This window comes from Endozoicomonas sp. SESOKO1 (assembly GCF_024606265.1).
In the GTDB taxonomy this organism is placed as follows: domain Bacteria; phylum Pseudomonadota; class Gammaproteobacteria; order Pseudomonadales; family Endozoicomonadaceae; genus Endozoicomonas.
Genome location: NZ_JAHHPP010000176.1, coordinates 1 through 6,278, shown reverse-complemented (window position 1 = coordinate 6,278; position 6,278 = coordinate 1). Strand labels below are relative to the sequence as shown.

General features: G+C 50.9%; 7 protein-coding genes. 5 read left to right on the top strand and 2 right to left on the bottom strand.

The features are described from left to right. Together KDK13_RS08685 and KDK13_RS08680 are read right to left on the bottom strand one after the other, a co-directional pair. Positions 1–157, bottom strand: a 157-nt coding sequence (locus tag KDK13_RS08685; RefSeq protein ID WP_257284584.1) for a helix-turn-helix domain-containing protein, incomplete at its 3' end; no start/stop codon positions are given. Positions 158–279: 122 nt separating this feature from the next. Continuing rightward, the gene (locus tag KDK13_RS08680; RefSeq protein ID WP_257284583.1) at positions 280–756 is read right to left on the bottom strand and encodes a hypothetical protein; all 477 of its coding nucleotides are present in this window, start codon (positions 754–756) and stop codon (positions 280–282) included. Between the two features lie 180 nt (positions 757–936). Between KDK13_RS08680 and KDK13_RS08675 the strand changes: the two genes are divergently transcribed. From KDK13_RS08675 to nfo, 5 genes are all read left to right on the top strand, one after another. Then, positions 937–1,998, top strand: a complete 1,062-nt coding sequence (locus tag KDK13_RS08675; protein ID WP_257284582.1) for a type I glyceraldehyde-3-phosphate dehydrogenase — start codon at positions 937–939, stop codon at positions 1,996–1,998. A 295-nt stretch (positions 1,999–2,293) separates the two neighbouring features. Then, entirely contained in the window at positions 2,294–3,460 is a 1,167-nt protein-coding gene (locus KDK13_RS08670) for a phosphoglycerate kinase (protein WP_257284581.1), read from the top strand. 216 nt (positions 3,461–3,676) lie between these two features. Next, positions 3,677–4,303, top strand: coding sequence for a transcription termination/antitermination NusG family protein (locus KDK13_RS08665; protein ID WP_257284580.1), 627 nt, complete (start codon positions 3,677–3,679; stop codon positions 4,301–4,303). After that, a complete protein-coding gene (locus tag KDK13_RS08660; protein ID WP_257284579.1) occupies positions 4,303–5,274 on the top strand; it encodes an alpha/beta hydrolase in 972 nt (323 codons plus the stop codon). The genes KDK13_RS08665 and KDK13_RS08660 overlap by 1 nt, the downstream gene beginning before the upstream one ends. After that, the gene (gene nfo / locus KDK13_RS08655) at positions 5,271–6,122 is read left to right on the top strand and encodes a deoxyribonuclease IV (RefSeq protein ID WP_257284578.1); all 852 of its coding nucleotides are present in this window, start codon (positions 5,271–5,273) and stop codon (positions 6,120–6,122) included. Before KDK13_RS08660 ends, nfo begins: the two co-directional genes overlap by 4 nt. Positions 6,123–6,278 lie beyond the last annotated feature (156 nt).

Sequence of the window (6,278 nt, the reverse complement as noted above, 5' to 3'; positions counted from 1 at the left end):
AATGGGAGATAGATTGCCCATCTTTGTAGTAGGCATCAGTGCGGAACCAGAGAGTGTTGTTATAAACAAAACGGCCACAGCCAAAGGACTGAGCAAGGAGTGCTTCCTGCTCAGGTGTTGGGTAGAATCTTTCTTTAAAGGCACGTTTTGTTTTCATGCCGTAATATTACAGAAATACTAAACACCTGTAAATACTTAAGGCTTCCGGTTCTGCAAGCCCTCTACGGTGGTTCGGCATTCCGACTTGTTGCTTATATCACCGCCCGACTGGGCGATGCTTTACGCAGGTTTTGATAAAAGTTCTGCCAATTCCAGAAAGGATTGTTCATCAAATGGTTCTTTGGTTTTAAGAATATCCAGTTGCTTCCTGCAATAAGACAGCCCGGGAGTCACTGAGCTATGCATCAACATCCCATTAAGAACTCCAAAAACTGCTGAATGCCCTCTTTCCAATGAAATATGACACGCTACCAGATCATGCGAAGCCAGTCTCAAGCCATTATCAGGACTTACATTGACCGTCCCTGAGCTCATTTTAGTAACCGGTGCCGAAACCGCACTTGACGCATAATGAGTAAAGGTATTATTGAAAAGTTCTGACTGGCCGGTAGGGTGAACAGTTTTTTTACCATCGCTACCATCTTGAAGCACCTTGATAGTTCGGCCGTACCCGCTGCCAGAATCAGAATAAGCTGGATCACCCTGAGCAGCTCCCAAGCTATTTTTAGTGTGTATCGAGTGGTTACCAGAAATCATAAATCACCTCTTTAATTCATTAGTATTCCCTCAGAGTGTGCGAATATCTAAAGGTTTCATTGATGAAAAAAAATGAATAATTGTTGACCGGAACCCGGGCGAGAGATGTTCAGAGATTGGTCACTTCCCGATATTTTCCGGTACAATGGCTGAGCCAACAACAGCCGGAACCATCAAGCAATGACCTACAGGGTAGCTATCAACGGGTATGGGCGAATCGGCCAGTGTGTGCTGCGGGCACTCTATGAAAATGGTTATCGTGACCATCCTGTTCACGGGATGGCAGTGGTTGCCATCAATGAGCTGGCCAATATCGACACGCTGACCTACCTGACGCGATACGATACCACCCACGGCCGTTTTCCGGGCCAGGTATCTGCAGACGAGACCCACCTGTTTATCGGCGATGACCGCATCCGGGTTTTTAACCAGCCGGATCCACGGGAAATCAACTGGCAAGACCAGAACATTGACCTGCTGCTGGAATGCTCAGGCTCCTTTAATGACCGGACAACCGCAAACCTCCATATTGACAAGGGCGCTTCCCGCCTGCTCTTTTCCCAGCCAGCGAAACCTGACGTGGATGCCACCATCGTTTATGGTATCAATGAGGAACAGCTAAGCCCCTGGCACCGCATTGTTTCCAGCGCATCCTGCACCACCAACTGCATTGTGCCTGTGCTCAAAACGCTGCATGACACCCTCGGGATCGACTACGGCTCCATGACCACCATTCATTCCGCCATGAATGACCAGCCGGTTATTGATGCCTATCACCAGAACGACCTGCGCCTGACCCGCAGCGCCCTGCACTCCATCATTCCGGTTGATACGGGCCTGGCCAAAGGCATTGACCGTTTGCTGCCTGAACTCAGCGGGCGATTTACAACCAGTGCCGTCCGGGTCCCCACCATTAATGTTTCCTGTATCGATCTTACGGTACAGCTCAGCAGGGACACCTCAGCGACAGAGATCAACCGCATTCTGCAACAGGCAACCTTTGGCCGTCTTGAAGGGATACTGGGTTTTACCAATGAGCCCCATGCCTCAGTGGATTTCAACCATGATGCCCGCTCATGCATCGTTGACGGAACGCAGACCCAGGTTTCAGCCAATCGGCTGGTCAGGCTGCTATGCTGGTTTGACAATGAATGGGGGTTTGCCAATCGTATGCTGGATGTTGCGGGTTACTGGCTCGCTGCTGTTGCAAAAGCTGCTGTTGCAAAAGCTGGTGTTGCATAAACTGCTGCATAAATAGCAACCGGCTATTCCAGTTTTCATTAACGCTTTTAAACAACATTCACCAGAAAATATGTGACCCTTCGAAAACCCTTGAGACACCGCTTGATTAACGTCATTAGAGCGCATCAATGAATACCTGAAGCGTCATTTATGTGTTATTGTCCCCATCGTTTTTTCGTTATTCCCTGATTTTGTTGACTTCAGTTATCCCCGGCAATTTCTCCAGGGTCGGCATTGCCAACACTGTGCTTACCCCTGGGAACCCAGCCATGAGTGAATATCAAGAGGGCTCCCCATGAACGTTTTAAAAATGACCGATCTGGCTCTGGCCGGTAAGCGTGTACTGATCCGCGAAGACCTCAACGTTCCGGTAAAAGACGGCAAGGTCACCAGTGACGCCCGTATCCTGGCGTCTCTGCCAACCATCAAACAGGCCCTGGAAGCCGGTGCCCGCGTGATGGTGACCTCTCACCTGGGTCGCCCAACCGAAGGTGAGTATGAAGAACAGTTCTCCCTGAAGCCGGTGGCCGACTATATTGGCAACCTGCTGGGCAAGGACGTTCGCCTGGTCAGGGACTGGGTTGACGGTGGTTTTGACGTGGCCGACGGAGAGCTGGTTATTCTGGAAAACTGTCGTTTCAACGTCGGCGAAAACAAGGACGACGAAGCGCTGTCCCGCAAAATGGCCGCCCTGTGCGATATCTATGTGATGGATGCCTTTGGCACCGCGCACCGTGCCCAGGCTTCTACCCATGGTGTTGGCAAGTTTGCCGCTGTTGCCTGTGCCGGCCCACTGCTGGCGGCTGAGCTGGACGCACTTGGCAAGGCCATGGATAAACCCCAACGCCCAATGACAGCGATCGTTGGTGGCTCCAAGGTTTCCACCAAGCTGACGGTTCTTGAGTCGCTGTCTGGCGTTTGTGACCAGCTGATCGTTGGTGGCGGTATCGCCAATACCTTCCTGGCGGCTGCCGGCAAAAATGTTGGCAAGTCTCTCTATGAAGCAGACCTGATCCCCCAGGCCAAAGCCCTGATGGCCAAGTGCGACATCCCGATGCCAGTCGATGTGATCTGCGGCAAGAAGTTCGATGAGAACGAGCCTGCCATCATCAAGTCTGTTGACGACGTTGAAGATGACGACATGATCTTTGACGTAGGCCCTGAAACCCAGAAACTGTTTGCCGACGTTCTGACCGCTGCAAAAACCATCCTGTGGAATGGTCCGGTGGGGGTTTTCGAGTTTGATCAGTTCGGTGAAGGTACACGTTCACTGTCCATGGCCATTGCCAATTCTGACGCTTTCTCCATTGCTGGCGGTGGCGATACCCTGGCCGCTATCGACAAGTACGGCATTAAAGATAAAGTGTCGTACATTTCCACCGGTGGCGGTGCCTTCCTTGAGTTTGTCGAAGGTAAGGTTCTGCCGGCGGTAGCCATGCTCGAAGAAGCTGCCAAACGTTAATCAGTCGATTAACCCGGAAGAAATTTATTTTCTTCCGGTATCTCCCCTCCCCCTTGTTTACCTGGTTTACTTGCTGTCCTGACAAAATAGTCTTTCCTTACTGGGCTCTCCTATTGAGTATTGTCTGAAGAATTGAGTCCTGTAGAATGATCCCGTTGGACACCTGTAGATCGGATGATCCTGTTGGTTACAGAAACCTCACCAAAAGGATTGAACATGTCATCTAAGGAAGCGGTTTTGAAACACGGCTGGTATCTGCTGAAAGCCAAACACCGGGAAGAGATTCGTGCACGGGATAATCTTGAGCACCAGGGATTTGAGGCCTACTGTCCGCTCATTCAGGAAAAAAGTGTTCGCTCCCCCCTGTTTCCGGGCTATTTGTTCATCAGGTTAGGTAAGAAAGACCTTCCCTCTTATCACAAGATCCGTTCAACCCGGGGAATCATTCAAGTAGTCCATTTCAACAGGATCACTCAAAAACTCTATAATGAAGGGCGCCTTCCCAAAGAGGATCTGAGGAAGTTACTGCCCAGGCCGATACCTGACGGCGATCAGCTGATCGACCAGATTGAGGCATTTGTCTGGAAACACAATGGCTGCATTCCCGATGAGAAGCCAGCCACCATACGCTTCAAGGAAGGAGAGTCGGTACTTTATGACAACCCTCTGTTCCAACACCTTGAAAGTACGTTTGTAAAAGGTATAAACATGGACCGTGGAATTATTCTTATCCAATTCATCGAAAGTCTGCGTACTGACGACGGCGTTAAGGAACAGGTTGTCGCCAGAAAAGAGATAGAAGTTCCTTTGAAAGACCTGCAGAAAGTTTCTGAAGAGGGTTAATGGACAAACTGAAGCTTATCTCTGATATGCGTCCGCTCTCGTATGACCTGATGACCCCGACTCCTCACGAACAGGCATACTTTGAGTATTACAACATTGACCTGGAAAACAGCATCGCCGGTATCCAGCATTACCTGGGGTATATAAACAGTACGGATTACCGCATTGCCTGCCACTTATACACCAGAGCCGGAGCGAAAGGCTCTCTGTTTCTCCTCCATGGCTATTATGACCATGTCGGCCTGTTCGGGCATATTATCCGCTTCTTTCTGCAAGAAGGTTACAACGTCCTGGCCTACGATCTTCCCGGCCACGGGCTTTCCAGTGGACAACCGGCCACCATCAAAGACTTTGAACACTATCGCCTGGTTCTGGAAGATGTAATGCATCACAGCCAGTCAATACTCCCCAGGCCATGGCTTGCCTACGGTCAGAGCACGGGGTGCGCCATTATCACGGAGCTGCTGAATCACAGCACCCGACAAGGCATGCCCATGCCTTTTGAACAAGTGATTTTTTCTGCACCACTGGTTCGGCCCCGGTTATGGCAGCTCAGCCGACTCCAGCTCTATCTGGTCAGGCCATTTATCCACCAGATTCCCAGGAAGTTCAAAGATAACTGCCGGGATAAAAACTTCCTGAACAAAGCGCACAATGATCCACTGGCTCCAACCGTGTTACCCACACAGTGGGTCTCTGCTTTGGACCGCTGGATCCGGAAAATAGAGTCATCTACTGAACAAATCCCGTTAAGCCCGCTGATCCTGCAGGGCACCAATGACACCACCGTGGATGGACCCTACAATATTCAGGTTTTAGGACAGCTGTATCGCGCTCCCAGAATACTCTGGCTGGAGGGTGCCCGACATCACCTGCCCAATGAACTCACAGAAACCCGGGTTCACTACATGCAATGGTTATCCAGAGAGATGAATGATCGAATAGAACCCACAGGAAGTCCCAATCAATGAAATACGTTGGAGCACACGTCAGTGCCGCCGGCGGTGTCGAAAATGCCCCGGTGAATGCCCATGAATTAGGCGCAACCGCCTTTGCCCTGTTCACCAAAAATCAAAGACAGTGGCATGCCAAACCACTCTCAATGAAGAGCATTGAGTTATTCAGGGAGCGTTGTGAACAATACCATTTCCAGCCGCAACAAATTCTTCCCCACGACAGTTATCTGATCAACCTGGGCCATCCGGAGCCGGAAGCACTGGAAAAGTCCCGGCTGGCATTTATTGATGAGATGGAACGGTGCATGCAGCTTGGTCTTGACCGACTTAACTTTCACCCGGGCAGCCACCTGAGAAAAATCGGGGTATCGGACTGCCTGGGCAACATTGCCCAATCCATCAATATGGCGCTTGAGCAAACCCAGGGAGTGATCGCGGTGATTGAGAATACCGCAGGCCAGGGCAGCAACCTGGGGTGGCAGTTTGCAGAAATCGCCGAAATCATTGACCAGGTTGACGACAAAAGCCGTGTTGGTGTCTGTCTGGATACCTGCCACACTTTTGCTGCCGGTTACGACCTTCGCACTCAGGAGGCCTGCCAGAAAACATTTGCCGAATTTGAGAAAATCATTGGTTTTCACTACCTGAAAGGCATGCACCTGAATGACTCCAAAGGCGCACTGGGCTCACGAAAAGACCGGCACCACAGCCTTGGCCAGGGCGAGATTGGCTGGGAGGTGTTCCGCTATATCATGGCTGACAGCCGTTTTGATGGCATTCCCATGGTTCTGGAAACCATTGATGAGACGCTCTGGGCGGACGAGATAGAATCGCTGAAAATGATGTCCGCAGCCTGTCCGTAATCGAAAGAGTATCCTCGCCGGGCGCCCCTCGCCGGGCGCCCCTAAGGCATTGTCCCGAAATAACTTCATCATTTTATTCAGACTGGGAAAATGCCGCCGCCCGTTTCCCGCCACCCGCTGCCCGCAAAAGCACAAGTGGTTCCAGCTTTTCGGGAA

Excerpts from the sequence above, each read along its gene's own strand:
- KDK13_RS08665 (WP_257284580.1), top strand. The coding sequence starts at position 3,677 with ATGTCATCTAAGGAAGCGGTTTTGAAACACGGCTGGTATCTGCTGAAA.
- KDK13_RS08680 (WP_257284583.1), bottom strand. The coding sequence starts at position 756 with ATGATTTCTGGTAACCACTCGATACACACTAAAAATAGCTTGGGAGCT.
- KDK13_RS08660 (WP_257284579.1), top strand. The coding sequence starts at position 4,303 with ATGGACAAACTGAAGCTTATCTCTGATATGCGTCCGCTCTCGTATGAC.
- nfo (WP_257284578.1), top strand. The coding sequence starts at position 5,271 with ATGAAATACGTTGGAGCACACGTCAGTGCCGCCGGCGGTGTCGAAAAT.
- KDK13_RS08670 (WP_257284581.1), top strand. The coding sequence starts at position 2,294 with ATGAACGTTTTAAAAATGACCGATCTGGCTCTGGCCGGTAAGCGTGTA.
- KDK13_RS08675 (WP_257284582.1), top strand. The coding sequence starts at position 937 with ATGACCTACAGGGTAGCTATCAACGGGTATGGGCGAATCGGCCAGTGT.